This is a genomic window from Kerstersia gyiorum, assembly GCF_048595715.1.
Classification (GTDB): Bacteria; Pseudomonadota; Gammaproteobacteria; order Burkholderiales; family Burkholderiaceae_B; genus Kerstersia; species Kerstersia gyiorum.
Window position 1 is genome coordinate 3,679,478 of record NZ_CP169556.1, and the last position, 23,247, is coordinate 3,702,724.

23 protein-coding genes are annotated in these 23,247 nt (G+C 63.7%); 10 read left to right on the forward strand and 13 right to left on the reverse strand.

The window, feature by feature from the left end; genetic code table 11:
• Positions 1-40: 40 nt before the first annotated feature.
• From rpsL to ACEW7X_RS16175, 4 genes are all read right to left on the reverse strand, one after another.
• Positions 41-421, reverse strand: a complete 381-nt coding sequence (gene rpsL, locus ACEW7X_RS16160; protein ID WP_068373045.1) for a 30S ribosomal protein S12 — start codon at positions 419-421, stop codon at positions 41-43.
• Between the two features lie 344 nt (positions 422-765).
• Positions 766-1,176: a YchJ family protein gene (locus ACEW7X_RS16165; protein WP_068373048.1), complete on the reverse strand. Its 411-nt coding sequence runs from the start codon at positions 1,174-1,176 to the stop codon at positions 766-768.
• Positions 1,173-1,364, reverse strand: coding sequence for a hypothetical protein (locus ACEW7X_RS16170; protein WP_068373051.1), 192 nt, complete (start codon positions 1,362-1,364; stop codon positions 1,173-1,175). Before ACEW7X_RS16170 ends, ACEW7X_RS16165 begins: the two co-directional genes overlap by 4 nt.
• A 102-nt stretch (positions 1,365-1,466) precedes the next feature.
• Positions 1,467-2,426 (reverse strand): AEC family transporter, encoded by a 960-nt coding sequence (locus ACEW7X_RS16175; RefSeq protein ID WP_253596651.1) that lies wholly within the window; start codon positions 2,424-2,426, stop codon positions 1,467-1,469.
• Positions 2,427-2,738: 312 nt separating this feature from the next.
• Between ACEW7X_RS16175 and ACEW7X_RS16180 the strand changes: the two genes are divergently transcribed.
• Entirely contained in the window at positions 2,739-3,083 is a 345-nt protein-coding gene (locus tag ACEW7X_RS16180; RefSeq protein ID WP_068373057.1) for a YegP family protein, read from the forward strand.
• A gap of 19 nt (positions 3,084-3,102) precedes the next feature.
• On the opposite strand, the gene ACEW7X_RS16185 is transcribed toward ACEW7X_RS16180, so the two are convergent.
• Positions 3,103-4,425: an MFS transporter gene (locus tag ACEW7X_RS16185; protein WP_134838916.1), complete on the reverse strand. Its 1,323-nt coding sequence runs from the start codon at positions 4,423-4,425 to the stop codon at positions 3,103-3,105.
• A 218-nt stretch (positions 4,426-4,643) separates the two neighbouring features.
• Here ACEW7X_RS16185 and ACEW7X_RS16190 point away from each other — a divergent pair, with 218 nt between their 5' ends.
• The 4 genes from ACEW7X_RS16190 to ACEW7X_RS16205 all read left to right on the forward strand — a co-directional run bounded on the left by ACEW7X_RS16190 (position 4,644) and on the right by ACEW7X_RS16205 (position 8,669).
• The gene (locus ACEW7X_RS16190) at positions 4,644-4,913 is read left to right on the forward strand and encodes an acylphosphatase (RefSeq protein ID WP_083969680.1); all 270 of its coding nucleotides are present in this window, start codon (positions 4,644-4,646) and stop codon (positions 4,911-4,913) included.
• A gap of 70 nt (positions 4,914-4,983) precedes the next feature.
• Positions 4,984-5,418 carry a DNA-deoxyinosine glycosylase gene (locus tag ACEW7X_RS16195; protein WP_420177939.1) on the forward strand — a complete coding sequence of 145 codons (435 nt, stop codon included), beginning with the start codon at positions 4,984-4,986 and terminating at the stop codon, positions 5,416-5,418.
• A gap of 212 nt (positions 5,419-5,630) precedes the next feature.
• Positions 5,631-6,800, forward strand: coding sequence for a YncE family protein (locus ACEW7X_RS16200; RefSeq protein WP_068373068.1), 1,170 nt, complete (start codon positions 5,631-5,633; stop codon positions 6,798-6,800).
• A 114-nt stretch (positions 6,801-6,914) separates the two neighbouring features.
• Positions 6,915-8,669: a SulP family inorganic anion transporter gene (locus ACEW7X_RS16205; RefSeq protein ID WP_068373070.1), complete on the forward strand. Its 1,755-nt coding sequence runs from the start codon at positions 6,915-6,917 to the stop codon at positions 8,667-8,669.
• Between the two features lie 149 nt (positions 8,670-8,818).
• Here the strand turns inward: ACEW7X_RS16205 and glmS are convergent, their stop codons facing one another.
• On the reverse strand, positions 8,819-10,651 hold the full coding sequence (gene glmS, locus ACEW7X_RS16210) for a glutamine--fructose-6-phosphate transaminase (isomerizing) (protein WP_068373073.1): 1,833 nt from the start codon (positions 10,649-10,651) through the stop codon (positions 8,819-8,821).
• A 189-nt stretch (positions 10,652-10,840) separates the two neighbouring features.
• On the opposite strand from glmS, the gene ACEW7X_RS16215 reads away from it, so the two are divergent.
• Complete coding sequence (locus tag ACEW7X_RS16215) at positions 10,841-11,329, forward strand: Lrp/AsnC family transcriptional regulator (protein ID WP_068373075.1); 489 nt, start codon at positions 10,841-10,843, stop codon at positions 11,327-11,329.
• Here ACEW7X_RS16215 and ACEW7X_RS16220 read toward each other — a convergent pair whose 3' ends face one another.
• Genes ACEW7X_RS16220 through ACEW7X_RS16230 form a run of 3 tightly spaced genes read right to left on the reverse strand, consistent with a single transcriptional unit; the run spans position 11,330 to position 14,574 of the window.
• Positions 11,330-12,577 carry an O-antigen ligase family protein gene (locus ACEW7X_RS16220; RefSeq protein WP_083969681.1) on the reverse strand — a complete coding sequence of 416 codons (1,248 nt, stop codon included), beginning with the start codon at positions 12,575-12,577 and terminating at the stop codon, positions 11,330-11,332. It lies immediately after the preceding gene.
• A gap of 55 nt (positions 12,578-12,632) precedes the next feature.
• Positions 12,633-13,481 carry a polysaccharide deacetylase family protein gene (locus tag ACEW7X_RS16225; protein WP_068373078.1) on the reverse strand — a complete coding sequence of 283 codons (849 nt, stop codon included), beginning with the start codon at positions 13,479-13,481 and terminating at the stop codon, positions 12,633-12,635.
• Positions 13,468-14,574: a glycosyltransferase family 4 protein gene (locus tag ACEW7X_RS16230; RefSeq protein ID WP_068373081.1), complete on the reverse strand. Its 1,107-nt coding sequence runs from the start codon at positions 14,572-14,574 to the stop codon at positions 13,468-13,470. Before ACEW7X_RS16230 ends, ACEW7X_RS16225 begins: the two co-directional genes overlap by 14 nt.
• Before the next feature lie 378 nt (positions 14,575-14,952).
• Here ACEW7X_RS16230 and ACEW7X_RS16235 point away from each other — a divergent pair, with 378 nt between their 5' ends.
• On the forward strand, positions 14,953-16,026 hold the full coding sequence (locus ACEW7X_RS16235; RefSeq protein WP_420177434.1) for a glycosyltransferase family 4 protein: 1,074 nt from the start codon (positions 14,953-14,955) through the stop codon (positions 16,024-16,026).
• Positions 16,023-16,832, forward strand: coding sequence for a glycosyltransferase family 2 protein (locus tag ACEW7X_RS16240; RefSeq protein ID WP_238591413.1), 810 nt, complete (start codon positions 16,023-16,025; stop codon positions 16,830-16,832). Before ACEW7X_RS16235 ends, ACEW7X_RS16240 begins: the two co-directional genes overlap by 4 nt.
• Before the next feature lie 75 nt (positions 16,833-16,907).
• Here ACEW7X_RS16240 and ACEW7X_RS16245 read toward each other — a convergent pair whose 3' ends face one another.
• From ACEW7X_RS16245 to ACEW7X_RS16255, 3 genes are all read right to left on the reverse strand, one after another.
• Positions 16,908-17,750: a polysaccharide deacetylase family protein gene (locus ACEW7X_RS16245; protein ID WP_134838922.1), complete on the reverse strand. Its 843-nt coding sequence runs from the start codon at positions 17,748-17,750 to the stop codon at positions 16,908-16,910.
• Between the two features lie 57 nt (positions 17,751-17,807).
• On the reverse strand, positions 17,808-19,181 hold the full coding sequence (glmU, locus tag ACEW7X_RS16250) for a bifunctional UDP-N-acetylglucosamine diphosphorylase/glucosamine-1-phosphate N-acetyltransferase GlmU (protein WP_068373092.1): 1,374 nt from the start codon (positions 19,179-19,181) through the stop codon (positions 17,808-17,810).
• 84 nt (positions 19,182-19,265) lie between these two features.
• Positions 19,266-19,865 (reverse strand): PhaM family polyhydroxyalkanoate granule multifunctional regulatory protein, encoded by a 600-nt coding sequence (locus ACEW7X_RS16255; RefSeq protein WP_420177435.1) that lies wholly within the window; start codon positions 19,863-19,865, stop codon positions 19,266-19,268.
• Between the two features lie 297 nt (positions 19,866-20,162).
• Here ACEW7X_RS16255 and ACEW7X_RS16260 point away from each other — a divergent pair, with 297 nt between their 5' ends.
• The gene (locus ACEW7X_RS16260; RefSeq protein ID WP_068373098.1) at positions 20,163-20,993 is read left to right on the forward strand and encodes an NUDIX hydrolase; all 831 of its coding nucleotides are present in this window, start codon (positions 20,163-20,165) and stop codon (positions 20,991-20,993) included.
• Between the two features lie 157 nt (positions 20,994-21,150).
• Here the strand turns inward: ACEW7X_RS16260 and rpoH are convergent, their stop codons facing one another.
• Positions 21,151-22,050, reverse strand: a complete 900-nt coding sequence (gene rpoH, locus ACEW7X_RS16265) for an RNA polymerase sigma factor RpoH (protein ID WP_068373399.1) — start codon at positions 22,048-22,050, stop codon at positions 21,151-21,153.
• A 236-nt stretch (positions 22,051-22,286) separates the two neighbouring features.
• Between rpoH and ACEW7X_RS16270 the strand changes: the two genes are divergently transcribed.
• Positions 22,287-22,991: a hypothetical protein gene (locus ACEW7X_RS16270; protein ID WP_068373101.1), complete on the forward strand. Its 705-nt coding sequence runs from the start codon at positions 22,287-22,289 to the stop codon at positions 22,989-22,991.
• Positions 22,992-23,247: the final 256 nt, after the last annotated feature.

Genomic DNA, 23,247 nt, shown 5'->3' on the forward strand with positions numbered 1-23,247 from the left:
CGGTTGCACGCTTTATCACCAGGGGTGAAAGTCAGACGAATTATTTCGCCTTCTTGGCACGCTTGGCACCGTACTTGGAGCGTGCCTGCTTGCGATCCTTCACGCCTTGCAGGTCGAGCGCGCCGCGCACGATGTGGTAACGCACACCAGGCAAGTCCTTCACACGACCGCCGCGCACGAGCACGACCGAGTGTTCCTGGAGGTTGTGGCCTTCGCCACCGATGTACGAAATGACTTCGAAGCCGTTGGTCAGGCGAACCTTGGCGACCTTACGCAGAGCGGAGTTAGGCTTCTTGGGGGTGGTGGTGTACACGCGGGTGCACACGCCACGACGCTGGGGGCAGTTCTCGAGCGCGGGGCTCTTGCTGGACTCCCGGCTGACTTCGCGCGGCTTGCGCACGAGCTGGCTGATAGTTGGCATTAGCTTGAATATCCCTTAAATCGTCGCTACCGGCATTGAGCAGGGTCTACGGCACAATGCTCGGAGCATTCAGTACCCGATCTGGGGATATCCGTTCCGGCGCGCGCATGATGCGTGTGCCAGTGGTTGATCCCGTTCACGGGCGGTCCATACAAAAACCGCACGTAACGGCAAACCAGGCTGGCCGGCCGGAAAGAGCAGTTCTTGCTAGCGCAACAGGCTTCCGTGCAATTCTGGCGCACAAATGTGACAGATTCATGCAGGACGCAGTACGCTAAGCCTTACAGTTTAGCCCAGTGGTTTGGAAATGGTCAAATACTATACAAACCATCTGCTCGGCAAGCTTATTCGACAAAATCGCCGTCCACGTACAGCCAGACCCCGTCCAGACGCTCGAAACGGCTGACTTCATGCAGACGGTGCGCGCGGCCCTGGAGTCGGCTGCGTGCCACGAACTCAACAACCGCGCGGGTTTCGCCCTGCTGCTCATGGCGTTTGACCTGCAGGCCCAACCATTTAAGGCCTGCCGGCTCAGGCTCCAGGTGCGCAGGCCGGGTATCCGGATGCCAGGTATCCAGCAGATATTGGCGCTCATCCAGCACGAAAGCACTGTAGCGTGAACGCATCAGTTCCTCGGCCGTCGCGGCCCCGAGCCGCTGCGCCCCATGATGCCAGCGGCCGCAGCACTGGCGATATGCGGCCATACTGCCACACGGACAGACTGCCGCACCGGCGTCCTTGCCCTGGCCCTTCATTGTCCCTGCTCCTGGCTGCCGGGAGCCGCCTCGGGCTGCCCTGCCGCACCGGAATGGCTGACCCACACCAGCAGCGGCACCAGCACCAGCGCGAAGACCAGCGCAATCAGCAGCCACTTGCGCAGCAAGGCGGTACGGGAACGGCGCGGCGCGACGGCCGCATCAGGAAGAGAAGTCCGGTCTGACATAAAAACTAGGGGTTCGGGTCCAGAAATAGGCCGCGTGGCACACGCTACCAGCCGCGTGCCAGCGCGGCCCGGATCGCATATGGCCCGAGGTCGCGGGCCACCTCAGGGCAACGGCAGTACGGCCTGGGCCGGCAGCAGGGGCATGACGATCATCAGCAGCAGTGTAATGGTAAAGAACGAGGCCAGCGTAGCCACCATCACGGCCGCCGCTGCGAATTCCTCCTGCTGATAGCGCTGCGCCAGCACCGCCACGATGGCGGCCGTCGGCATGGCTGCATACATCACGGCCGCCACGGCCAGTTCCCGGCTCAGCACCGGGAATAGCAGCACCAACAGTGTCATCAGCGCCGGATGCAACAGCAACTTGGCCCCCGCCGCCGCAACCACCGCACGGATATGGTGGCCCAGCCTCAGGCCGAACAGGCTGCCGCCCACGGCGAACAAGGCCAGCGGGCTGGCCACCTGAGACAGCATCTGCACCATGCGTTCAGGCACGGCAGGCAGGCGCCAGCCAGTAAGATTGCACAGCAGGCCGAGCGCCAGCCCCCAGAGCAAGGGGTTGGTCAGCAAGGACATCAGCGACCGTCGCAGTGCCGCACCTGCCCCGCCCTCGCCACCACTGTCGGCATAGGCCAGCGCGCCCGGCATGATGAGGATGTTTTCAACGATAAAGCACATGGCCAGCGCCACGCCTGCCGTCGGCCCCAGCACCTGGTACAACACGGGAAAACCGATAAAAGCCGAATTGGATGCGCCCACAGTCATGCCCAGCACGCCGCCCTGCGCCACGCTGGCGCCCTTGATCCTGCGGGCATAGCCGACGACACAGGCCATGGTCAGCAGGCCACCTGCGGCGTAGATCAGGACATAGTTCCAGTCTATCCCTGCGTTGGCGTGGCGCTGCGTAAGCGCGGTGAACAAGAGCGCCGGCATACCGAACATCAGGACGAAACGCCCCAGAACGCGGCTGTCGGACTTCTGCATGACACCGAACCTGACTGCCGCATAGCCGACGGCAACCAGCAGATAGATCGGCCCGGTAATGGTGAGGATGTGCAACATATCGAAAATGGAAGTCCGCCTGCCCATTCTGCCCGGCCCCATGCCAGGCAACCTGGCGCCCACGCGTAACCATGGCCGCCACGGAATCTGCCGTATTCTACTCAGTCCAACGCCACTATCCCCGCTTCCAGGCGCGCCGCGGCCCGATCCGCCCCACACCCCCGCCCCTATGCCTATTGGCATCAGCCTGGCCTGCCTGGCGGCAAAAAATTGACAAGCCTGGTGCGTTGCCGCCATTCGGCGCGTCATAATCATGACGCAACAGCGCAGCATCCTGACGTTCCGATTCCCCTACTGATGCAGGAGTTTCCCATGGCAGGTTATTTCATCCTGAAACGCAGCGGCGACCAGTTCCTTTTCGTGCTCAAGGCGGGCAATCACGAAACCATCCTGACCAGCGAGCGCTACACCACCAAGCGCGCCGCCCACAACGGCATGGAGTCCGTGAAGAAAAATGCGCCCGATGATGGGCGCTACCGCCGGCTTGTGGCCAAAAACGACGCCCCCTACTTCACGCTGGCGGCGGCCAATGGCGAAGTCATCGGCCAAAGCCAGCTCTACAACAGTGCGGCGGCGCGCGACAACGGCATCGAATCCGTGAAAAAACACGCCCCCACCGCCGACATCCGCGACGAAACGGATTCCCTGCAAACCTGAACCCAGTGCAGTACCAGGTTCAGGACGCGGCTGCCTGACGGCGGCCGCGATCCATATCCAGGGGCTTCAGGCAGGCCAGCCCGACCACGAACAGCAATGCCGTGGCCAGAATGGCCAGGCGCTGGTTGCCGCCACTGGCCCAGACGATCAGCCCGTACATCATCGGGCCGATGATGCTTGCCAGCCGTACCGCCAGCGTCCACAGACCAAAAAACTCCGCCATGCGCGCCGGCGGCGCTAGCAGCGCAGCCATCGCTCTGCCGGCCGATTGGCTGCTGCCCATGCTCAGCCCGGCCAGCGTGGCTGCCACCCAGAACAGCGGCTTGCCAGTGGCAGCGGCAGCCAGCACGCAGGTCAGCACCCAGCCGCACAGCGTCACCGCCAGGGCCCGCTTGTGCCCCATCCAATCCTGCGCGTGACCAAAGACCACCGCCCCCAGCGCGGCCGCCAGATTCAAGGCAAAAATCATGATCATGGTTTCCTGCGGCTGAAAACCGATGGCCTGCTCGGCATAGATCGCCGCCAGGGTAATGGCAACGGCAACACCTCCTTGGTAGGCTACGGTGGCCGCCAGCAGCCAGCGGAAATCGCAGTACTCGCGCACGGCCTGCCAGCTGTGGCGCACGCCTGCCAGAAAACCGGGTGCGGCCCCCGACGGGCTGACGCTCGCCAGCGTCCCGGCCCGGCCCGTGGGCCGTTCGCGCAGCAGCAGGAATGTCCCCAGCGACGCCGCCCCGAACATGGCCGCCGTAATCAGCATGGTCACGGGCACGAAATGCGCTGCCGGCAAATCCTGTGACTGCGCCCACAACACATAGGCCAGGCACAGGCCCAGCGTCAGCATGCCGCCCAGATAGCCCAGTGCCCAGCCCCAGCCACTGACTCGCCCCATGGCCTCGGGCCGGGCCAGCTCCGGCAGGAACGCCGCCACCAGCGACTCCCCATAGCAATAGGCAATATTGGAACCCGCCACCAACAGCATCGCCAGCAACACGCCCTGCCAGCCACTTGCCCCCGGCGTCCAGGCCAATGCCGCCGTGAACCCCACGCAGGCCAGTGTACTCACGGCCAGCATGCGCTTTTTCGTACCGTGCCGGTCGGCCCTGGCCCCCAGGCGCGGGGCCGTCACCATGACCCAGGCCGCCGACAGGCTGAGCGCGGACGTCCAGGCCAGCGTCGCCCAGGCGGCGCCTCCAGCAATGCCGCTGACGAAGTACGCCGCATAAACCGCCGTCAGTACGACGGTTGTATAGCCCGAATTGGCAAAGTCATAGAGCGCCCAGCCCAGCACCTCGCGCCGGCGGACACCGGGTTGCAAGACATCACTTGCGAATCCATTCATGGCACACAACCTTTTGGCAGGCACGGCGTGCCCGGATAACGGAACCGGGAGCCGCCGCCACGCGGCCCAGGCCCCAAGAACGCCGGCGCCGCCGGCCAACACATGCCCTGCGGCGCAGGATACGCTGCGAACCTTACCCGCACATGCCTCAGTGCGCCAGCCCCGCGCTGCCTGCCACTACAATGCCTCCCAATTATCCTGTTTCATCATTGCGCACTATGGAAACCGTCCTCGTCACTATCACCGGCAAAGTCCAGGGTGTCTATTACCGCCACTCCACCGTCCGCGAAGCCCATCACCTCAAGCTGCGCGGCTGGGTGCAGAACATGCCGGACGGCAGCGTACAGGCCTTGCTGCAGGGAGAGGCCGACCAGATCGACCGCATGCTGGCCTGGATGCGACGCGGGCCGCCAGCGGCCGTCGTCGCCGACGTGCAGCACGAAACCCTGCCCAGCGAAAAGCGCTATGAAGGCTTCCAGCAACTCTGAGCCCTCCGCCTACGCCGAAGGCTTCCCGCCCATCGCCGCCCCCGGTGCACGCATCCTCGTCCTCGGTTCCATGCCCGGGCAACAGTCGCTGCGGGCCCAGGCCTATTATGCGCACCCGCGCAACGCATTCTGGCCCATCATGGGGCAGTTGCTAGGCTTTGCACCAGATGCCCCTTACGCCCAGCGTACCGCCATGCTGCAACAGCATGGCATCGCACTCTGGGATGTCCTGCAAAGCTGTGTGCGCCCCGGCAGTCTGGACGCCGATATCGACCGGCGCAGCCTGGTATGCAACGACTTCCCTGCAGTCCTGACAACCTACCCGGACATCACCCGCATCTGCTGCAATGGCGCAGCAGCGCATGAGCTGTTCCGCCGCCACGCCCTCCCGGCCCTCGGCCCGGAGCACCCATACGAACTGCTGCGCCTGCCTTCCACCAGCCCGGCCCATGCCGGCATGACACTGGCAGCAAAACTGGACGCCTGGCGCGCTGCCCTGGCCTGATCGCAGACCGGCCATACACCGGCTGCACGCCGGCCCGACCCGGGCACACCATTAAAACGATCTGATTCCCATTTCTAAAAAGGGTATGCTTGCACCGCAAGGCCTTATGCCGGCCCCACCGGCCCCGGGCCGCCCGCCCTATTCCGGCGCGCCGCGCCCGCCGCCGCAGGCACTTTCATCGTTTCATCCATCCTCCATCCTTGGAAAGCCCCATGACATTCCAATACAGCAAGAAGCCGTCCCCTGCATTCGCCCCCCGTACTGCCAGCCTGCTGGCCGCCGCCGCCCTGAGCCTGGGCGCCCTGGCCCCCACACTGGCAACCGCCGATACCCCCGCCACTGCCGTTGCCGCCCCCGCCGTGGTGAAGCAGGTCGTACGCAAGGCAGTTGCGCCCGCACTCTATGAAGTGGTCTACAGCCCGCGCCAGAACGCCGTTTTCGTCGCGTCGGCCGGCGGCTTCGGCCCGGATGCGCCCGCCAGCCAGATCCTGCGCGTAGACCCGGACACCATGGAAGTCGTGGCCACCATTCCGGTCAAGGACCGGGCTTTCGGCCTGGCGCTGGACGACGCCAACGACACGCTTTACACCGGCAACACCCTGGATGGCTCCATCAACGCCATCGACATCCGCAACAACACCCTGCGCGGCACGCTGCAACTGATCGAACGCGCACCCAAGGGCGAACGCGCCCCGCTGCACTTGCGCGAACTGCTGGTCGACGCCGACAAGCACCGCCTCTACCTGCCTGCGCTGGGCACCGAAGACAGTACGCTGTTTGTCGTCGACACGCGTGACTTCAAGCTTATCAAGGCAGTTCCCGGCCTGGGCCGTGTTTCCACCGGCGTGGCGCTCGATAGCAGCCGCGAGCGCCTGTACGTGGTGAACTTCGAAGGCAAGCTCGTCACCATCGACACCAATGCGCTGGAAATCGCCAACATTCAGCAAACCACCGTCGAACAGCCCACCAACCTGGCCTATGACGCCGCGGCACGCCGCCTGTACGTCACCGACCAGGGCCAGGAACGTATCACCGAGATGCAGAAAAAATATGCCCCCGGCTTCGAATCGCGCCATCCTGGCGGCCGCGTGGCCGTGGTGAACCCGGACACGGCTGAAGTGGTGGGTGACGCCGACGTCGGCAAGGGTGCGCTGGGCATCGTCATCGACGGCCAGAACGCCTACAGCGCCAATCGCATCGCAGGCACCGTCACCGTGATACGCCGCGCCGATAACGCCGTCGTCAGCAGCTATGCCCTGCCTGCGCATCCCAACAGCCTGGCGCTCGACAGCCAGGGCAAGCGCCTGTTCGTGACGGTCAAGAACGGCCAGGACGCCCCCAAGGGTGCCGCCGAGAATCTCGCACGCATCCAGTTGCAGTAAAGCACGCTGCCCCGGCGCGCCGCCTGGCCACCGGGGCATCCTTTTCCCACGGATTCCGCCGATAATCATCGCTTGCCGCGGTACCTGTTCCCGGCTGCCCTCAGGAATCCGCCCATGACACACCCCACCAAGGAAAACGTCGCGCCGTTGCTGACGGAACAACGCCTGGCCAGCGTGCCGCTGTTCTCGACCCTGCGCATCTACCGACGCGAATGGCTCAAGGCCGACGCCATGGCCGGGTTGTCCGTCGCGGCCATCCAGATTCCGACGGCCATCGCCTATGCCAACCTGGCGGGCCTGCCGCCACTGGCCGGGCTGTATGCCGCCATCCTGCCACTGGTTGCCTATGCGCTGCTGGGCTCGTCGCGGCAACTGATCGTCGGGCCGGATTCGGCGACCTGCGCCATGATCGCCGCCGCGCTGGCGCCGCTGGCAGTAGCCGGCACCCAGCACTACAACGACATGTCTATGCTGCTGGCAATCATGGTTGGCCTGCTGTCCATCCTTGGTGGCATCATGCGCCTGGGGTTCATCGCCGATTTTCTTTCGCGTCCCATCCTGCTTGGCTTCATGAATGGCGTGGCGCTCTCCATCATCGTCGGGCAACTGGGCAAATTGAGCGGTATATCGCTGGATGCCCGCGATCCCTTTCTGGTGATCCTGGAACTGAGCGGCCGCCTTGCGGATGCACACTGGCCCACGCTCACGCTGGGCCTGCTGGCGCTGGCGCTGCTCGTCGCCTTTTCCTGGCGCCTGCCACGCCTGCCTGGCCCCCTGCTGATTATCGTGCTGCTCAGCGCCGCCACCTGGCTGTTCGGGCTGGATCGCGCCGGCATCCAAGTCGTCGGCGCCGTGGAAGGCGGCCTGCCGACGCTGTCACTGCCCAGCGTCGGACTGCGCGACGCCCAGGCCATGTTCGGCGAAGCCGTCGCCATCGCCCTGGTCAGTTTTTGCTCAGCCATGCTGCCAGCGCGCAGCTTCGCCGCGAAGAACCGCTACCGCGTCTACCCCAACCAGGACTTGATCGCGCTCGGCACAGCCAACGTCACATCAGGCCTGAGCGGCGGCTTCGCGATCAGCGGCGCCGACTCGCGCACAGCAATCAACGACATGGTCGGCGGCAAAACGTCCATGGTGAACCTTGCCACGGCCATTTTCACGGCCCTGGCCGTCGTGTTGCTGGACGGCGGCCTGGCCTGGATTCCCACAGCAGCCCTGGGCGCGGTGCTGATCATCGCCGCCCTGAAGATGGTGGACATCGCCGCTGTACGCGCCCTGGCCAAGGTCAGCCCCTTCGAACTGCGCGTCTCACTGCTGGCCACGCTGGGTGTGCTGACCCTGGGCGTGCTGCCCGGCATCATCCTGGCTGTGCTGCTGTCCCTGGTCAAGCAGCTGCGCCTGGTCGCCCGCCCGCGTGATGCGGTCCTGGGCGAAGTCCCCAACGGCAGCCGCCTGTTCAATGTGGCGCACTATCCGGCTGCCAGCTCTCCCATGGGTGTGCTGGTCTACCGTTTCGATGCATCGTTGCTGTTCTTCAACAGCGACTACTTCCGTGAACGCCTGCGCGTGCTGATCAGCCACAGCGCCCAGCCCATCAGCGCCGTCGTGCTGGATGCCCAGCCCATCGCGACCCTGGACATCACCGGCGCGCTGATGCTGGAGGAAGTGCAGGCGGAACTGGCCGACCAGGGCATTGTCTTCTGCATCGCCGGCGCCCATGGCCAGTTCCGCGAATTGCTGGAACGCAGCGGGCTGGCGGAAAAAATCGGCGCCAGGCACCTGTTTGCCACATCGCTGGAAGCGGTAAACAGCCTGCGTGCAGAATTCAGTGCCCGGGCGCAGGCATCGCCCGCACCGGACAGTCTCTGAAACCAATACGGGATGCACCAGGCATCCCGTATTTGAAGAACACCGACCCGGCAATCGCAGCGTCTTCGCCACTCGTCCCGCCAAACCTCGCCACGAGCGGCGAGGCCGGCGCATTGCCAGGGGTCACTCAGGCCGATGACGGCCTGGTCTCATTCCACCGTCACGCTCTTGGCCAGGTTGCGCGGCTTGTCCACGTCCGTGCCGCGCGAGCACGCGACGTGGTAGGCCAGCAGCTGCAAGGGAATGGTATGCAGGATGGGCGACAGGCGGCCATAGTGCTCCGGCATGCGGATCACGTGCACGCCTTCCGTGCTGCTGATGTTGGTATCGGCATCGGCAAACACATACAGCTCACCACCGCGTGCACGCACTTCCTGCATATTGGACTTCAACTTTTCCAGCAGTTCGTCATTGGGCGCCACCACCACGACCGGCATGGCATCGGTCACCAGGGCCAGCGGGCCGTGCTTGAGTTCGCCGGCGGGATAGGCCTCTGCGTGGATATAGCTGATTTCCTTGAGCTTCAGCGCGCCTTCCAGCGCGATCGGGTAGTGCGAACCCCGGCCCAGGAACAGGGCATTTTCCTTGCTGGCGAATTGCTCCGACCAGGCAATGATCTGCGGCTCCAGCGCCAGCACGGCGCCGATGGCGGCCGGCAGGTGGCGCAGTTGGCGGATGTAGTCAGCTTCCTGCTCTGCGGAGAGGCGGCCGCGCACCTGGGCCAGCGTCAGGGTCAGCAGGAAGAGAGCCGTCAGCTGGGTCGTGAACGCCTTGGTGGAGGCCACGCCAATTTCCACGCCGGCACGCGTGATGAACGACAGAGCGCACTCGCGCACCATGGCGCTGGTGGATACGTTGCAGATCGTCAGCGTGTGCTTCATACCCAGCGAACGGGCATGCTTGAGCGCGGCCAGCGTATCGGCCGTCTCACCGGACTGCGACACCGTCACCACCAGGGTACGCGGGTTGGGCACGCTTTCGCGGTAACGGTATTCGCTGGCGATCTCAACGCTGACAGGAATACCCGCCATGGCTTCGATCCAGTACTTGGCCGTCAGGCCGGCGTAGGAGCTGGTGCCGCAGGCCAGAATCAGAACTGAGTCGATTTCCTTGAAGATCTGATAGGCACCATCGCCGAACTGTTCCGGCGTGATGCTTTCGATATCCTGCAGGGTATCGCTGACGGCACGCGACTGCTCGAAGATTTCCTTCTGCATGAAGTGGCGATACGGACCAAGCTCGGCCTCGCCGGTATGCACATGGACAATCTGCGCTTCGCGATCAACACGCTTGCCTTCCGCATCGACGATCCACACGCCCTGCAGTTGCAGGTCGATCACGTCACCATCTTCCAGGTAGATGATGCGGTTCGTGGTGCCGGCCAGCGCCAGTGCGTCCGAAGCCAGGAAGTTCTCGCCTTCTCCCAGGCCGACGACCAGCGGCGAACCCTGGCGGGCACCCACGATGCGGTGCGGCTCGTCGCGCGAGAACACGGCGATGGCATAGGCGCCTTTCAGGCGGCGCACTGCTTGCTGAACGGCTTCGAACAGGTCGCCCTGGTACAGGTGGTTGACCAGGTGCGCGATGACTTCCGTATCGGTCTGACTTTCGAACACATAGCCCGCAGCGCTCAACTCTTCACGCAGCTGGTCATGGTTTTCAATGATGCCGTTGTGCACCAGCGCAATGCGCGGCTCTTCCTGGCCCTTGGAAGAAAAATGGGGATGGGCGTTCTGCGTCAGAGGCGCGCCGTGGGTGGCCCAACGGGTGTGGGCAATACCGGTGAAGCCATGCAGGTGGTCCTGGCGGACCTGCTCGGCCAGTTCCGACACGCGCTTGGTCGTGCGCGAGCGCTGCAGGCGGCCATCGAGATGCACGGCAATGCCGCAGGAATCATAGCCGCGATATTCCAGCCGTCGCAGGCCTTCAATCAGCACAGGGGTGATGTCACGTTGCGCAACGGCGCCAACAATACCGCACATAGGAAACTTCCTCCGCTGAGCAGATGGCACCGCGTCACCATGACACGCAGCCCTGCCCTATCTCTGTCCACAGCATTCTGCGACAAACTGGAAGAAATTTGATCCCTATTTTTTGTTAAATTTGAAATTAAATTTCCTTACTTATATGTAATGAAATATACGATCATAAAATAACAAAAAAGGAATTTTATGAGCAAATCCGTCGATACTGAGGTCGTGAAAGACCTGGATGAGCTGGACCGCCGCATCCTCAACGCCTTGCAACTGGACAGCAGCCAGACCAACCAGGAACTGGCCACGCGCGTCCATGCCTCGCCGGCGACCTGCCTGAGGCGGGTGCGCCGCCTGCAGGAAGACGGCTACATCACGCGCCAAATGGCCTTGCTGGACCCGGCGCGGCTGGGCCAGGACCTGATCGCGATCGTGGAAATATCGCTGGATATCCAGACCAGCGAAAAAATGACGGAATTCGAGGCGCTGGTCCAGCACGAGCCTGCCGTGCAGCAGTGCTACCGGGTCGCTCCCGGGCCGGATTTCATCCTGCAGCTATTGCTGAGCGATATGCCGGCCTACCATGCGCTGGCACATCGCCTGTTCTCGCAACAGCAGAACATCCGCAACGTCCGGACCTTCTTCTGCACTCACCGTGCGAAGTTCGATCCCGTCATCCCGCTGTGATTACTTCTGGCCGGCGGGCGCGTGTTCGGCCGCCCGCACCAGTGACCAGATGATGACCATCATGAAAAACAGCACCATCACGCCGCTGTTGTGGCTGAGGAAGGTCTGGGACAGGCCGAAATCCATATACGACACGCACAGCACCGCCCCGGCGGCTGCATACGGCTGACGCTGCACCACCCCCTCTCCGAGCATGCGCATGAACATGCGCAACGGCACCAGATAAAGCAGCAGCAGGGAAATCAGCCCGAGCACGCCACGCTTGACGGTGATATCTATGTATTCGTTGTGCAGGTGGGTGAATTCGCTGATGATGGGGTCCACCTTGCCCTGCGCGATCAGCTGGTCGCGGTATTCGATATACCCCTTGCTGCCACGGCCCAGCAGCGGCTGCTCCTGTATCGCATAGACACCCGCCTTCCACATCTCGAAACGCCCGCCCAGCGAGGAATCCGGGTTGTTGTCCTGGACATAGAGATACACATCCTCGAACGCTGAATTCACGCGCTCCTTCACCCCCGTCGCCGGGATGAAATACAGGCAGGATCCCAAGGCCACCACGCCACCCAGCAGGCCCCACAGCTGGCTGGGGCGCAGGCCTTTGCCATAGGCGCGTACCAGCACCAGCAGGATGAACGGCACCCCTATCCAACCGCCACGCGAACCGGAAAAAATCGACCCCATGAAACCGAACGCGACTCCCAGCGCCAGCAGCACGCCCCACCACCAGCGCCGATGCTGCAACTGGCTCCAACCCGCCAGGCCAGTCAGGGAAAGCATGCCCAGCAGCATGGAAATATTGCCGAACTGGATGGTGCTGGTAAAACCTTCGGCCCGCTCCAGGCCCAGCACCAGCTTCTGCCAGCCAGCCCACAGGCCAACGACGATCGCGCCTACCGCCACGCCACCCCAGAAAGCCTTGCCGCTAGGCGGGTAGCGCAGCAGCCAGAACAGCGCGGGAATCGCCAACAGAATGCGCACGGGCTTGTCCAGGCTCGAGCTGGGCTGGCCATCACGCCAGATTTCGAAGACCCACACCGCGAAATAGAACAGGAAAACGGCAATCAGCCATTTGTCCCGGCGTTCCAGTTTGGGCAGGAAGCCAGGCACGCACAAGGCCCCCAGCCCCGCCAAGCTCAACAGCAGGGACACCGAGTAGCCTGACGGCACCACCAGCGATATCGCCCCCGTCAGGAATACAACAATGGAAGAAAACAGAACGGTGTAAAAAGCCCGATTAGGCATCATCAAATCAAACCCATGAGAACGAGATCGCTGCTCGCCGGCCCGATATGCTCCCGCATCAGGCGCCGGGCGGCAAGCCTTTTTTCCAGGCCTTGAAACGGTTGAACACCGGCGCAATCAGCGGATGACTATGATATCGGAAGCGCTTGCGCAGCCAGCCGGACGGCCGGTTGCTGATGGCGAAACGATAGATATGCAGCGGATCTCCGTGCGGGAGATTACGGCCGAAGGCATGTGTGGTGTAAAGGTGATCAAAGCCGCATTCCCGGGCCACTTCGACATAATCTGCGTCGAAATAGCCTTGCGGCCAGCACAGGTGTGAGGTCGCGCCACCTAGGTAGCGGTCCATGTCGGCACGCGACAACAGCAAGTCCTCGTGCAGGCGCTGGCGCCGTTCTTGGGGCGTCAGGCCCTTTTTGTCCCAGCGGGTGTGGGTGTGGGTATGACTGTGGATCTCGAACGTCCCTGCCGCCACCATGGCCTGCAATTCGCTCCAGCGCGCAATGACGGCATCGCTCTGCCCGGCCTCGATCATGGCTTCGCAGGTATGGTGATCCGGCGTTTCAGGCAAGCTTCCCGCCATGCCCAGGCAAGGACGCACCGGGCCGTCGTGGGTCCAGCCCGTCACCTGGAACAGCACTGCGCGCATGCCATGGCGCTGCAGGACGGGGTGTGCATACACCCAGTTGTCCAGGTAGCCGTCGTCGAAGGTGATCAGTACCGAGCGTTCCGGCACCGGCTGTCCGGCCAGAAATCCGCTGAACTGCGCGGCGCTCAGCGAGGTCCAGCCTTCCCGCGCCAGCCAGGCAAGCTGGTCCTCGAACACGTCCGGCGCCACCGTAATCATCCCCGGCGACGGGGAAACGTGATGGTGCATCAGCACAGGTACAAACTTAGCAGATGTCATAGCCCAGCTCGCTCAACCATTTCGCATAATATTGTTCGATCAATTCCGCCTGGCCCGGCAAGGCAAAACGCTTTTCGCTGCGTATCCAGTTCCAGCCAGCCTGGCCCATGGCCTCACGGCGAGCGCCGTCGGCCACCAGCGTTTCCAGCGCGGACGTCAGCGCTGCCTGATCACCCAGCCGGCATAGCAGAGCATTGTGGTCGCGCACCGCCATTTCAGGCACGCCCCCCACTTCGGTCGCCACGATGGGCAAGCCCGCCGCCGCGGCTTCCAGCAATGCGGTACCGCTGGCTTCCATATGCGTGGCCAGCGCGAAAATATCGAAGCCAAACATCAGTTCGGCGGCATCGGAACGATAACCGAGAAACTGCACGCGATCAGCAACGCCCAGCTCGGCCGCCTGCACCCGCAAGGCACGCTCGACGGCTTCACCGTCGCCGATGATGACCAGCCTCAGCCGTGCATAACGCCCGAACAATGGCGCCATGGCCGCCAGCAGGTCGCGGTGCCCCTTGGCCGGCCGCAGGATGGCCACGCAGCCGACTACCACATCCCCTGGCGCCACGCCCAGCGCCTCGCGGGCGCTGCTGCGCGCCTGGGCGCGGCACAGCGCCAGGTCGGCATCCGCTTCCCAGCGTTCCTCCGGGAACGTCACCGTGGGCGATGCAATGCCGATGCGGTGGCGGGGAATGCCGCGGCGCACCATGTAATCGCGCACAAACTCGCTGACCGTCAGCAGGCGATGCGGCAGCCAGGTGTAGCTCAGCCGCGAATTAATGGGATTCATCAGGTGGCGGGTACGCACCACCAGAGGCACGCCCGCCAGCCGCGCACCCGCAGCGGCGATCAGCGTATCTCGGCGGCTGGTAGTGTGCACGATGTCATAACGCTCGGCCCGCGCCAGCCGGCGCACGGCATGGATACCGCGCAGCCAGCGCCAGAATCCGCCCATTTTCAAGGTATGCACGGAAAAGCCCGCGCTCCGTGCCCACTGCTCCAGCGGTGTGCCGGGCTGGCACAACAGGGACATTTCATGCCCGCGCGCGCGCATCGCCAGCATATGACGGTATGTATAGATTTCCTGTCCGCCCATATGCCTGGCGGAATCGGTATGAAGGATTCGGTATTTTTTCACGGCCCAAAGATGTTGCTGCCCGCGAGCATCTGCCGCCAGCACCTTCGCTGGCTCGGGTCATTGAATTTGATTGTGATCGAGATGACGGCCTGTGCCTTGCACCGGCGCGGCCTAGTCAGACACGCCCCACCCGATCTTATATCCGGCCCGGGGCGGCTCATGCCAAGCTGCCCGATCCAGCGGGCGTTATCATATCGCGGGCCTGGTGATGTCACTCAAAAAAATAAAAGAAATTTCTGAAGCAGCATTTCAACAACAGACCTAGACGGTTGCTGGCACAGGCGCTATCTACCCGAATCAATATAATCAGCGGTTTACATCCGCGTCCCCAACGACATGCGTATCCTGCAGATCAACACTGAAAAAAGCTGGCGCGGCGGCGAGCGCCAGACGCTGCTGAGCATGCAGGCCTTCCGGGCCGCCGGTCACGACGTGGAGCTGCTGGCCCGCGAAGCCGCGCCCCTACTGGAACAAGCACGCAGTGCAGGCTTCACCTGCCACGGCCTGCAGCGCAGCAGCGCGATCGGCCCCTTCCTTGCCCGGCATGGCCGCCGCTATGACATCATCCATTGCCAGACTGCCGGTTCACTGACCTGGGCGGTCCTTACCAAATGGATATATCGCCGCCCACTGGTGTTTTCTCGCCGCACCACGATGCCAGTGGAACGCCGCGAGGCCATGACCCGCTTCAAGTGGCTGCGTGCCGACGCCATCGCAACCGTCAGCGGCAGCGCCGCGCTCGAGCCCCGGCGCCTGGGCGCCAGCCCCGTTGTCATCCACAGCGCCGTCGTGCCGCCCCCTGCGGAAAATGCCGCCGTTGCCGACCGGCTGGCGCGTTTTCGCGCCGACTATGCCACGCCGGGCCGGCGGCTCATCGGCACGGCCGCCTCGCTGACCTGGGAAAAAGACCCGGAAACCCTGGTGCGCGCGCTCGCCGCACTCAAGAAAAAACGCCAGGATTTCCTGTTCCTGCATATGGGTACGGGCGGGCCGCTGGCTGCCGCCACCCATGAGTTGGTCATCTCGCTGGGGCTGGGTGACCACTACCGGCATATCGGCTTTCTCGAAAACGTCGAGGATATCTATCCAGCGCTGGACCTGTTCGTCCTGACGTCGGTGCAGGAAGGGCTGAGCACAGCAGTGCTGGACGCCTTCCTGCGCCATGTGCCGGTGGTATCCACCGATGCTGGTGGACAAGCGGAAGGCCTGGCCGACGGGCGCGGCATGCTCTGCCCCGCGCGCGACCCGCAAGCCCTGGCCGATGCCATGGATTTTGTGCTGGATCACCCCGCAGAGCGCGCCGAAATGTGTCGCCGCGCCTATGCCTACGTCACGACTGAACACAGCGTGGAGACGATGGCGCAAAATTACCTGGACCTGTATCAGTCCCTTCTGGACCGCCACTCATGATGCCCAACCCTTCCGCCCCTGTCCGCGCCCGGCTTTCCGTCATTCTCATCACCAAGAACGAAAGCCAGCATATCGGCGCCTGCCTGGCATCCGTCAGCTTCGCCGACGAAATCATCGTGGTGGATTCCGGCAGTACCGACGACACCCGCGAGATCGCTGCCCGCCATGGCGCCCAGGTGCATGAAACCAGTGATTGGCCAGGCTTCGGCCCGCAGAAGAACCGGGCGCTGGACCTGGCGACAGGCGACTGGGTCTTTTCCATAGACGCCGACGAGCGCGTCACGCCCGACATGGCGCAGGAAATCCAGGCGCTGATCCAGTCACAGCCGGCACAAGACGCCTATATGGTCGCGCGCCTGTCCTATTTCTGCGGCCAGGCGATCCGCCACAGCGGCTGGTGGCCCGACCATGTGCTGCGCCTGTTCCGGCGCGGCAGCGCCCGCTTCACCGATGCCAAGGTACACGAAAAGCTGGTCTGCACCACGACATCCACCGGCGTGCTGCGCCAGCACCTGATCCATTATCCGTATGACAGCCTGGAAGCCCTGCTCAACAAGGTCAACCGCTATTCCAGCGATGCGGCTGGCATGATGTACGCTCGCGGCAAGCGCACCACAACACTGGGTGCGCTGGGCCACGGCTTCTGGACTTTCGTCCGCTCGTACATCATCCGGCGCGGGTTTCTCGATGGCCGCGCCGGCCTGATCATTGCCGTTGCCGGGGGCACGGGCAGCTTTTTCCGTTATTCCAAGCTGTTGATGCTGCAACAGCGTAGCCACACACCAGACGACGCCAGCAAACACTGAGGACACCAGCCAAGGGGATCGAGCCGCCCCTGGCGGCAATCGGTTGCGGCCGGCAACGCCAGGCCAACTGACCGTTCAGGCCTTCCAGCGGTTGTACAGCCGGCCCAGGAAATCCGGCATGGCCAGCCGCAAACGCAGCCCGAACAACAGGCCGCCGCGGTTGCGTACCGAAACGCGCCAGATTGACGCCGTGCCGCTGCCTGCGGTGTTGTAGCCATGGCTCTTGGTGGTGTAGAACACCGAGAACCCTGCCTGACGCGCAACGTCCAGATAATCATCGTCGAAATAGCCCTGCGGCCAGCAAAGCTGCTCCGTCGCGCCGCCCATGTGCGCCTCGAAATACGCGCGCTGGGCGCGCAGGTCCTGCGCCAGGCCAGTGCGTTTTTCTTCCACGCTGCAACAGACCTTATCCCAGCGCGTATGAGTATGCGTGTGGGCATGGAATTCGAAAGTTCCGGCACGGCGCATCTCATCGACTTCGCTTTGCCGCACGATCACGCGATCGGCTTCTCCGCCGGCGATCAGGCGTTTGCACTCTGCGTGCGACCAGCTCTCGAAACTTGCCAGGCGGTCACGCCGGATCGCCTCAATGTCCGCGCAGGGGCGAGCCGGCCCTTGCCCGATCCAGTCCGTCACGACAAACATGATGGCGCTAAAGCCGTACTCCTTCAGTACCGGATGCGCATACTGCCAGTTGTCCAGGTAACCATCGTCGAACGTCAGGACCACGGAGCGCCTGGGCACCGGCCGGCCTTCCTCCAGGAAACCACGCAACTGCTCCGCTGTCAGCGTCTGCCAGCCGTGTTTGCGCAGCCAGCGCATCTGGCTGGCGAACAAACGCGGACTGGTGGACAGACCCTGGGTCACCGGTGACACATGGTGGTACATCAACACAGGAACTGCTTGGGAAAAACTCACACCACTACCCTCGTTTGCCGCCCGATCAGATGGCCGGCGCTTTACTGGCTTTACTGTCTACTTGTTCTGCTTGGTCGGACGCTGCCAGCCCGTCACCGTCTTCTGCGGTGCGCGCGACAGGGTCAGGCTGTCCGGCTCGGCGTCGCGCGTCAGGGTCGTGCCTGCGCCCAGCGTCGCACCGCGTCCCACGCGTACCGGCGCAACCAGCTGCGTGTCGGAACCGATGAATGCCCCGTCCTCGATGATGGTCTTGAACTTGTTCGCCCCGTCATAATTGCAGGTAATCGTGCCGGCCCCGACATTCACGTCGGCACCGATCTCGGCGTCGCCGATGTACGACAAGTGGTTGACCTTGCTGCGCGGCCCGACGACACTTTTCTTGATTTCGACAAAATTGCCGACCTTGGCGCCCTGCTCCAGCCGGGTGCCAGGACGCAGGCGCGCATACGGGCCGACATGGGCCGCAGCACCGATCTGCGAATCTTCGATATAGGTATAGGCATCCACATCAGCACCCGCGCCCACGGTAACGTTGCGCAGCACGCAATGCGGGCCGACATGCACGCCATCGGCCAGTTCGACCTCGCCTTCGAAGACGCAACCGACGTCAATGAACACATCGCGGCCGCAACGCAGGCTGCCACGGACATCCAGCCGTGCCGGATCGGCCAGCGTCACGCCGGCTTCCAGCAGGCGGCGCGCCTGCTCACCTTGCCAGACCCGCTCAAGCTGGGCCTGCTGCACGCGGCTGTTGACGCCCAGCGTCTCCCAGCCCGCTGCCGGATGCGCAGCACTGACAGGCACGCCATCAGCCACGGCAAAACCGATGATATCCGTCAGGTAGAACTCGCCCTGGGCATTGTCATTGCGCAGGCGACCCAACCAGTCCTTGAGCTGCGCCGTCGGCGCCGCCAAGATACCGGTGTTGACTTCACGAATGGCGCGTTCTTCCTCGGAGGCATCCTTGTGCTCAACGATACGCTGGACCTGGCCCTCGGCATTGCGCACGATGCGGCCGTAGCCAGTGGGGTCATCCAGAAATTCCGTCAGCACAGCCACACCTTTGCCACGTGCCTGCAATAGGCGTTGCAGGGTTTCGGGCTGGACCAGCGGCACGTCGCCATACAGAACCAGCGTCGTGTCATCAGCTGCCCCATCCAGCAACTCCGGCACAGCCTGCTGCACGGCGTGGCCCGTGCCATGCTGGGGCTGCTGCAAGGCAAAACGCAGACCGGCGCGTTGCTCGAACGCGGCCTTCACCTGATCGGCGCCATGGCCGACCACCACCACCACACGGTCCGGCGCCAAGGCCGCCGCGCTTTGCAGTACGTGATCCAGCATGGGTTTGCCCGCCAGCGTGTGGAGCACCTTGGGAAGATTCGACTGCATGCGCTTGCCCAGACCGGCAGCGAGAATGACGATATTCAGCATGGAAATGGAGTGCGAAAAATGAAAAGGAGCATCGGGGCCGACGCCAGGCCAGTTGGCGCAGCCCCCGATGCCGATGAGTGTGTTTCAGGACTTGCGGGAACGCTGGGCAGGCGCGCTGGCCTGCTTGGCGGGCGCCGCGCGTTTACTGGCCGGCCGTGCGGCCCGTTTCTGCGGTGCAGCCGCAGGCGGCGTGGCAGAGGCAGCCGGTGCCGCCGCCGCTTTCACGCTTTCAGCCGCAGCCTGTACTGGCGCCGCCGCAGCCGATGCCGCAGCGGCGAATCCCTGGAACTGCTGTTGCAGCAGTGACCACCAGGCTTGCGCAGCCTGGGCTGCCGGATCCTCGCTGGCTGCCTCGGCATTATCCTGCGCGGCCTGGCCTGCTTGCGGTTTCGGCGGCACATCAGGGCTGGCAGGCCGGGCCGAAGCATCCGCTCCCGGCACCGCTCCGCCCAGGAAACTCTGCAAGGTGCTGATGGTGGCGCGCTGGACCTCCATTCCCTGAATCGTGCTGCGCAACAGCGACAGGTTCAGGTTGAGCCAGTTTTCCACCGTACGCAATTCATCAATACGGCGGGCCAGTTCCTGTGCATCCAGTGTCGGCGACAACGGCAAACCCTGGGCCAATTGGCCTGCGCCCGACAATCCACCCCATACCTGGCGCATCAATGCCATGCCCGATAGCATAGGATTGTCCGCAGGTAAATCACCCATTCCCGGGAAAAAAGAGGACGGCGTTGCAGCGGTCATAGCACGGCTCCCTATCGAGGTTTCACTATGAGCGGGATATTAACAGTTCGCCTTTGACGCAACATTAAGGACAGACTCATATTGCGTCTTGTCGCACCATGTTGCAAGCGGAAAAGACCCGTCTCCCTGCGCCTGTCCAAGAGCGCCCGATACCCCCCTGATATAACGCCCGATACCCCTCGCAGCCAGCTGGCGGTTTCCCTTGGCCCGGCTACACGGCATTACAATGCGCCCATGCCCATTACCCTGCCTTCCCTCGCCCGTCTTCAAGACTATGCGCAGCGCCTGCACGCAGGCATCACCCAGCCGCCGCCCGCAGGTGCCATGCCATTGCATATCGCCGGCCAGCGCTGCGGCTGGATCGTGCCGGCAGCCATGGCCGCACTGCAGCCCAAGGGGCTGGCACACGCCGCAGGCGACACCTGGCACATTGGCAGGGAACTGGCGCCCCACAGCGCTGCCCTGGCCGAGGTATGCGATGCCGTCGCCGTGACGCTGCGGGATGCCGGCTGCCTGCACGGATGGCGCAACGAAGCGCTCGATATCTACAGCCTGGCGCCGGAGACCCCCCCGCTGGGCCGCATCGAACGTACCGCAACGCGCCCCCTGGGCTTGCGTACCCTGGCGGTGCACCTCAATGGCTGGACGCCGGACGGACGCCTGTGGCTGGCGCGGCGCTCGCTGACCAAGAACACCGATCCGGGCATGTGGGACACCCTTGTGGGCGGACTGGCCAGCAGCGGCGAAAGCCTGGACCTCGCGCTCGTACGCGAAAGCGCCGAGGAAGCCGGCCTCACGCCCGAAGACCTCGCGGCGCGCACCCCACTGCGCACCGTGGTGCAAATCCACCACCACCTGCCCGAAGGCTTCCAGGTCGAGGACATCCTGATCAGCCGCTGTGTGCTGGCAGAACATGTGCAACCCCGCAACCAGGATGGCGAGGTCATGGAAATCCGCGCGTTACCGCCCCTGGAAATCATGGATATGCTGGAAGACGGCATGTTCACCCAGGAAGCAGCCATCGTGCTGGTGGACGACATGCTGCAACTGGCCCGGGAAGCCTGACGCCGCTCAGTCACGGCAATAGCGGGACTGTGCCGGCGACAGACATCGCGCCATCAGGAGCACGCAAAAAATGACGCCGGCTCCAGACCAGCGTCATTCATCTATCGTTTTTCACCCATCCTGCAACCCTCAGCACCTGGGCCGACGGCACCGATGCTCAAGCCGACAGCGCCTTGCGCAGCTTTTTCATCGCAGCGGCTTCAATCTGGCGGATGCGCTCGGCAGACACGCCGAATTCCTGCGCCAGTTCGTGCAGAGTGGCACCGCCATCGTCCTGCAGCCAACGTGCCTCGACAATCCGGCGCGAACGTTCATCCAGCCCGTCCAGGGCCTGGCGCAGGCCTTCGCCCTGCAGCATTTCATGGGCACGGCGCTCCAGTACCTGGCCAGGTTCGGCGTCACCGTCATCCGACAGATAGGCAATCGGCGCGAACGTGTCTTCGTCGTCGTCCTGCGCTTCCAGCGCCACGTCACGGCCAGCCAGGCGAACTTCCATTTCGCTGACATCCTGTTCACGGACATTCAGTGTGCTGGCGATTTCCGACACCTGGTCGGGCGACAGGGTCTGGCCGTCCGGACGCATGCTGCGCAGATTGAAAAACAGCTTGCGCTGCGCCTTGGTCGTGGCGACCTTCACCAGGCGCCAGTTGCGGATGATGAATTCGTGAATCTCGGCCTTGATCCAGTGCACGGCGAAGGACACCAGACGCACGCCACGCTCGGGATCGAAGCGCTTCACGGCCTTCATCAGGCCCACGTTGCCTTCCTGGATCAGATCGGCCTGCGGCAAGCCATAGCCCATATACTGGCGCGACACCGAAACCACCAGGCGCAGGTGCGACAGCACCAGGTCGCGCGCAGCGTCCAGGTCGCCATTATCGCGCAGGCGGCGTGCCAGGTCGGTTTCCTGTTCAGGGGACAGGACGGGCAGTCGGTTCACCGCGCTGATATAGGCATCAAGCGTGCCCAGCGCGCCAGGATTGGCCACAGCTAACGCCAGGGCCTGCGACGTCGCGGCCGCTGCACTTGCGGAAGATTGGGTCAGACTCGTGTTCATTGGGGTCGCTCCTACCGTGCTGCTGGCCACCGGCACCGGCGGCACCGTCTTGCCACAGATTGCGACAGCATGATTCAGAATTTGCGTATTGATGTTAGCACTCTCCATTAGTGAGTGCCAGTTAGAGGCGGCTGACGCACGAAAGTTCCAGCTTCCTTGGTTTATCATACGGGCGCACGCTGTTATTTCCATGACAACGCCGCCCTCCGCCCAGAACAGTCCTAGCGCACGCCTCCATGGCCCGACTTCCCCGCCTGTATGCTCCCGATACGCCTCAGCTGGCCCAGGCCGAGCTGACCAATCCGCTACAGGAAAACGGCGGCGGCCTGGATGCAGCAATGTTCGATACCGTACAGCAATGGGTAGCCGAAGCATCGCAGCAGCACCGGGTCACCCTGCACGGCTGGTGCCTGTTGCCCGACCGCCTGATCTGCCTATGCACCCCCGCCCAGGCAGACAGCCTGGCACGCATGATGCAGGCCCTGGGACGCAAGCTGGCCAGCCGCCAGATGGCGGGCGCCGTCTTCAACGGCCGCTACCGTTGCGCGCTGGTGCAGCCCGGCCAATGGATCCTGCCCGTCCTGGCCTGGATGGAAAGCCGGCCCGTCGCCGCCAGGCTGGCCCCGGATGCAGAAGCCTGGCCCTGGTCCTCGGCACGCGCCCATACCGGCTCACTGATCCCCGCCCCTGCCTGGCTGCACAACCATCCCGACTACTGGCGTTGCGGCAACACGCCTTTCGACCGCCAGGCCGCCTACCGCCAGCTGTTGCATGACGGCTTGAGCCGCGAGCAGGAACAACGCATCGCCACGGCCCTGCAAGGCCAGTGGGCACTGGGCGATGCCGCATTCCTGGAACGCCTGGCCGGCACCGCCAGCCGCCGCGTGCAGCCCGGCAAGCGCGGCCGGCCGCGCAAAACCGCCGCAGCCAGCAGCCGCTGAACCGGGCCTACCCGGCCTGCACAGCCGCCGCCACGGCCTGGGCACAGGCTCGCCCCACCGCGCAGCAACAAAAAAATCGCACACCATACCCGCCGCACAGCGCCGGGACACGTTGCGAAGCTGCGACGCCCCGAAAAAAAGCAAGGCGTGCAGGTATGCACCATTTTCTGCCATGGCTGCATCAAATTAGTGCATTTGCGCAGGCATCAATACTCACTCTTATTTAGACGCACCACTTTGGTGCAATCGTGCGCCA

Bases quoted from the DNA above. Each gene is read 5' to 3' on its own strand.
- ACEW7X_RS16175 (WP_253596651.1), bottom strand. From the start codon at position 2,426: ATGTTGCACATCCTCACCATTACCGGGCCGATCTATCTGCTGGTTGCC.
- ACEW7X_RS16215 (WP_068373075.1), top strand. From the start codon at position 10,841: ATGAGCAAATCCGTCGATACTGAGGTCGTGAAAGACCTGGATGAGCTG.
- ACEW7X_RS16225 (WP_068373078.1), bottom strand. From the start codon at position 13,481: ATGACATCTGCTAAGTTTGTACCTGTGCTGATGCACCATCACGTTTCC.
- ACEW7X_RS16165 (WP_068373048.1), bottom strand. From the start codon at position 1,176: ATGAAGGGCCAGGGCAAGGACGCCGGTGCGGCAGTCTGTCCGTGTGGC.
- glmS (WP_068373073.1), bottom strand. From the start codon at position 10,651: ATGTGCGGTATTGTTGGCGCCGTTGCGCAACGTGACATCACCCCTGTG.
- ACEW7X_RS16230 (WP_068373081.1), bottom strand. From the start codon at position 14,574: ATGGGCGGACAGGAAATCTATACATACCGTCATATGCTGGCGATGCGC.
- ACEW7X_RS16195 (WP_420177939.1), top strand. From the start codon at position 4,984: ATGCCCGGGCAACAGTCGCTGCGGGCCCAGGCCTATTATGCGCACCCG.
- ACEW7X_RS16255 (WP_420177435.1), bottom strand. From the start codon at position 19,865: ATGCTATCGGGCATGGCATTGATGCGCCAGGTATGGGGTGGATTGTCG.
- ACEW7X_RS16270 (WP_068373101.1), top strand. From the start codon at position 22,287: ATGGCCCGACTTCCCCGCCTGTATGCTCCCGATACGCCTCAGCTGGCC.
- rpoH (WP_068373399.1), bottom strand. From the start codon at position 22,050: ATGAACACGAGTCTGACCCAATCTTCCGCAAGTGCAGCGGCCGCGACG.
- ACEW7X_RS16185 (WP_134838916.1), bottom strand. From the start codon at position 4,425: ATGAATGGATTCGCAAGTGATGTCTTGCAACCCGGTGTCCGCCGGCGC.
- ACEW7X_RS16180 (WP_068373057.1), top strand. From the start codon at position 2,739: ATGGCAGGTTATTTCATCCTGAAACGCAGCGGCGACCAGTTCCTTTTC.
- ACEW7X_RS16200 (WP_068373068.1), top strand. From the start codon at position 5,631: ATGACATTCCAATACAGCAAGAAGCCGTCCCCTGCATTCGCCCCCCGT.
- ACEW7X_RS16205 (WP_068373070.1), top strand. From the start codon at position 6,915: ATGACACACCCCACCAAGGAAAACGTCGCGCCGTTGCTGACGGAACAA.
- ACEW7X_RS16190 (WP_083969680.1), top strand. From the start codon at position 4,644: ATGGAAACCGTCCTCGTCACTATCACCGGCAAAGTCCAGGGTGTCTAT.
- glmU (WP_068373092.1), bottom strand. From the start codon at position 19,181: ATGCTGAATATCGTCATTCTCGCTGCCGGTCTGGGCAAGCGCATGCAG.
- ACEW7X_RS16170 (WP_068373051.1), bottom strand. From the start codon at position 1,364: ATGTCAGACCGGACTTCTCTTCCTGATGCGGCCGTCGCGCCGCGCCGT.
- rpsL (WP_068373045.1), bottom strand. From the start codon at position 421: ATGCCAACTATCAGCCAGCTCGTGCGCAAGCCGCGCGAAGTCAGCCGG.
- ACEW7X_RS16235 (WP_420177434.1), top strand. From the start codon at position 14,953: ATGCGTATCCTGCAGATCAACACTGAAAAAAGCTGGCGCGGCGGCGAG.
- ACEW7X_RS16220 (WP_083969681.1), bottom strand. From the start codon at position 12,577: ATGATGCCTAATCGGGCTTTTTACACCGTTCTGTTTTCTTCCATTGTT.
- ACEW7X_RS16260 (WP_068373098.1), top strand. From the start codon at position 20,163: ATGCCCATTACCCTGCCTTCCCTCGCCCGTCTTCAAGACTATGCGCAG.
- ACEW7X_RS16240 (WP_238591413.1), top strand. From the start codon at position 16,023: ATGATGCCCAACCCTTCCGCCCCTGTCCGCGCCCGGCTTTCCGTCATT.